The sequence below is a fragment of the Variovorax sp. 01T439_2 genome, assembly GCF_056398445.1.
Genome location: NZ_JBFTPJ010000598.1, coordinates 1 through 3,758 on the forward strand (window position 1 = coordinate 1; position 3,758 = coordinate 3,758).

Consider the following 3,758-nt stretch of genomic DNA (forward strand, 5'->3'; position numbering starts at 1 on the left):
CGAACGTCTGCAAGATCCTGATGGGCGTCGCGGTCGCGGCCGCCACGGCCACCACCGTGTACGCGCAAGCCGCCTACCCCAGCCGGCCCGTGCGCCTGGTCGTATCGCAGGCCCCGGGCGGCAGCAGCGACACGATCGCACGCCTGTGGGCCGAACACGCAGGCAAGGCCATCGGCGCCACCATCGTGGTGGAGAACAAGCCCGGTGCGGGCGGCCTCATTGCCGCGCAAAGCGCGCTGAATGCGCCCGCCGATGGCTACACCCTGCTGCTGGGCAGCGTGTCGCTGATGGTGCTCAACCAGTTCACCTACAAGCCGCTGCCCTACAACCCCGAGAAGGATTTCGTGGGCGTGACCATGCTGACCACGGTGCCGTTCGTGCTGTCGGCCAACCCGGCCACGGGCATCAAGACGCTCAAGGACCTGACGGAAAAAGCCAAGGCGGCGCCCGGCAAGCTGAACTTCGCGTCCGCCGGACTGGGCAACTCCACCCATCTGGCGGTCGAGTTGGTGAGCAATGCCCTGGGCATTTCGATGACCCACATCCCTTACAAGGGCGAGGCCGACGGCATCCTGGCCACCATCGGTGGGCAGACCGAAGTGATGGCACCGGTGTATGGCACGGCCCTGCCCCACATCAAGAACCACAAGCTCAATCCACTGGCCGTGTTGTCGCCACAGCGCACCCCCGAGCTGCCCGATGTGCCGACCCTTGGCGAGCTGGGCGTGAAGGGCTTCGACAACATGGGCTGGAGTGCCGTGGTGGCGCGCACCGGCACGCCGCCCGACATCGTGGAAAAGCTCAACAAGGCGACCACAGCCTTCCACAACAGCCCCGAGGTGYAGGCCAAGCTCAAGAGCATGGGCGTGATCCCCATGTCCGGCCCTTCCGCGCTGGTCATGGAGACGGCGGCGCGTGACGCCAAGGCCTGGGGTCCCACACTCGGGGCCCTGAACCTCAGCGCCAAGTAAGCCGGCGGCTTGCGCAAGCGCCACCCCCTTCCATCCTCACCCTTTGTTGTGTCGCCGATGCAGCAAGGGGTTCGTCCTCAYACCTCATGAAAAAAGAAGCCATGGTGGTCTGCCCACAGCCGGAGGCCGCCGAATCCGGCATCGACATCCTGCGCGCAGGCGGCAACGCGGTGGACGCCGCCGTGGCCACCGCGCTGGCGCAGACGGTGGTCGATCCGCTGATGTGCGGCATCGCAGGTTTTGGCACCGCCGCCGTGTACCTGCCCGGCGCCCAGGTGCATGAATATTTCGACTTCCACTCGCCCGCTCCGCTGGCGGCCAGGGAAGACATGTGGGAGCACCTGCTGGAGGGCGAGACCAAGGACGGCTTCGGTTTCATCCTCAAGGGCCGCGTCAACGACATCGGCCCCCAGTCCATCGGCACGCCGGCCACGCTCAAGGGCCTGGAGGCCATGCACCAGGCGCACGGCCGCTTGCCGTGGCGGCAGGTGGTGGAGCCCGCCATCCGCTGGGCCGCGGACGGCTACTTTGTGCGCCCCGGCATGCACGCCTTCTGGATCGACGAGCCCAGCATGGGCCGCGTCGGCAACCTGGAGCGCCTGCAGTACTGCGAGGACAGCCGCCAGCTGTACTGCCGCCCCGACGGCCGTCCCAAGCCCATCGGTGCACCGCTGCGCAACGAAGGCATGGCCGCCGTGCTGCGCCAGATCGCCGAGGAAGGCGCGCGCCCGTTCTACCAGGGCGACCTGGCGCACAAGATGGTGGCGCACCTGCAGTCGCTGGGCGCGCTGATCACACTCGACGATCTGGCCCGCTACCAGGTGCAGCGCAACGCGCCGCTGGTGGGCCACTACCGCGACCGCACCATCACGACCAACCAGCCCCCGGGCGGCGGCGCCATGCTGCTGGAGATGCTCAACATCCTCGAGCACTTCGATCTGGCGAGCCTGGAGCACAACAGCCCCGACTATCTGCAGACGGTGTGCGAGGCCATGAAGAAGGCGACGATCGACAAGGACCGCTGCATTGGCGACCCGAAGTTCTTCGACGTGCCCCTGGACCGGTTGCTGTCCAAGGACATGGCCCGTGAAGTGGCCGAGCAGATCCGCACAGGCCATCGCTTCAGCGTGGAGCGCGTGAACCCCGGTGCGCCCGTGCCGCGCGACACCACCCACCTGAGCGTGGTGGACGCCGACGGCAACGCCGTGTCCCTGACCCACTCGCTCGCCATGCCCTCGGGCATCATCACCCCGGGCATGGGCTTCCTCTACAACGRCTGCATGGGCGTGTTCGACCCGCGCCCGGGCCGCGCCGGCAGCATCCAGCCGGGCAAGAGCCGCTTCACTTCGTCCTGCCCCACCATGACCTTCAAGGACGGCGAGCTCGACGTGGTGCTCGGCGCACCGGGCGGCACGCAGATCGCGATGGGCGTGCTGCAGGTGCTGCTCAACGCGATCGACCACGGCATGGAAATGCAGGCCGCCGTGTCGGCGCCGCGCTTCTCGTCCACCAGCAACGCCATCGACGTGTGCAACCGCATTCCGCGCTCCACCACGCGCACACTGGAAGCACAGGGCTACGCCATTGGCCGCAACCCATACAACTACACCATCGGCTGGGTGCACGGCGTGCAGGTACAGGCCGATGGCCTGCACGGCGGCGCCGACCCCGGCCGCGATGGCGTGGCGTACCGGCTGCGCATGGATCCTGCGCGCTGATCGGCTGGGTCCGAATTGTTGTTGGGGCGCTGGAGGGAATTGAAGAGCCGCTGATGCCAGCGCAAGAAAAGCCGGGCGGGGTATCGCACTGCCATCACGTCAACGAGGTGTCGAGTCTGATTGCGCGGTTGTGTGAGCTGTCTGGAGCGCGGGCGATCGAAAAGCGGAATGATGCAGAGCACCGTGTTGAGTATTGGCTTGCGCGCGACAGGTGATGAGGGCCACACGACCCCGGTGGTGGCGGTTTTGGTGTGGACGCTGAGACCACGCACCTACACGGGGATGCCCCCTCGCCCGGCACTGCAGGCCAACCGACGATAACCATAGGCACGCAAACGCCCCATTGCCGTCGGTCGGTTGCCGGCCCCAGACGGCATTGCACTGTCGCCCGACGGCCGCACGCTGCGGGCGGCGACCTGGTCTTCACGTCCAGTTCCTTGAGCAGCCACTTTGCGGGTTCGGTCAAGAGCGGGGACGAGCGCTACGACCTGTGGCGCCTGCCAATCGGCAAACGGAGCGCAAGGCTCCGCTGAGCGGCATGCCCTGCGAGAAAAAGCCTGGAGCCTGCTTTCAAGCCCCGCCCTCCTCCGGCAGGCCGTTGAACCGCCGGAGCAATGACGCGAGCTGCTTCACCTCCGCATCGCTCCACTGCTCGATGCGAGCATGCAGTGCATCTCCTTTGCGGTGAACGGCACGGCTGATCGCGCTCTTGCCGCGGCGGCTCAAGCTCACGACCACGCCGCGACCGTCCAGCGGGTCGGGCTTCACTTCTGCCAACTCCAGCTCGACCAGCTTCGAGATCAACCGGCTCGTGGCGCTGCGGTCCATCGCCACGCCTTCGGCAATGCGGCTCGCCTTGGCCGGCCCGAACGCGTGAAGCCAACGGGCAATGTGAAATGCCGCGGATGGCAGGTCGGGGTGGAATTCCGCGGACGTCTCGATCGTCAATGCGCGCGAGGCGCTGAGCAGTGCGCTGAGCTGCTCGCCGAGCGCCAGGACCACGGCTTCACGGCCGCCCGCGTCTTGAGCGGCGGGCCTTTGCCTGGGTGTTTTCATGATGGGTGTGTCC

At 67.1% G+C, this 3,758-nt stretch carries 3 protein-coding genes; 2 read left to right on the forward strand and 1 reads right to left on the reverse strand.

Annotation, left to right across the window (positions count from 1 at the left end):
- Positions 1-971 (forward strand): Bug family tripartite tricarboxylate transporter substrate binding protein (locus tag AC1DOC_RS24050; RefSeq protein ID WP_478130638.1); only part of this gene is annotated, 971 nt, incomplete at its 5' end.
- A gap of 86 nt (positions 972-1,057) precedes the next feature.
- Complete coding sequence (ggt, locus tag AC1DOC_RS24055) at positions 1,058-2,689, forward strand: gamma-glutamyltransferase (RefSeq protein ID WP_478130639.1); 1,632 nt, start codon at positions 1,058-1,060, stop codon at positions 2,687-2,689.
- 570 nt (positions 2,690-3,259) lie between these two features.
- On the opposite strand, the gene AC1DOC_RS24060 is transcribed toward ggt, so the two are convergent.
- Positions 3,260-3,758, reverse strand: a 499-nt coding sequence (locus AC1DOC_RS24060) for a MarR family winged helix-turn-helix transcriptional regulator (protein ID WP_478130640.1), incomplete at its 5' end; no start/stop codon positions are given.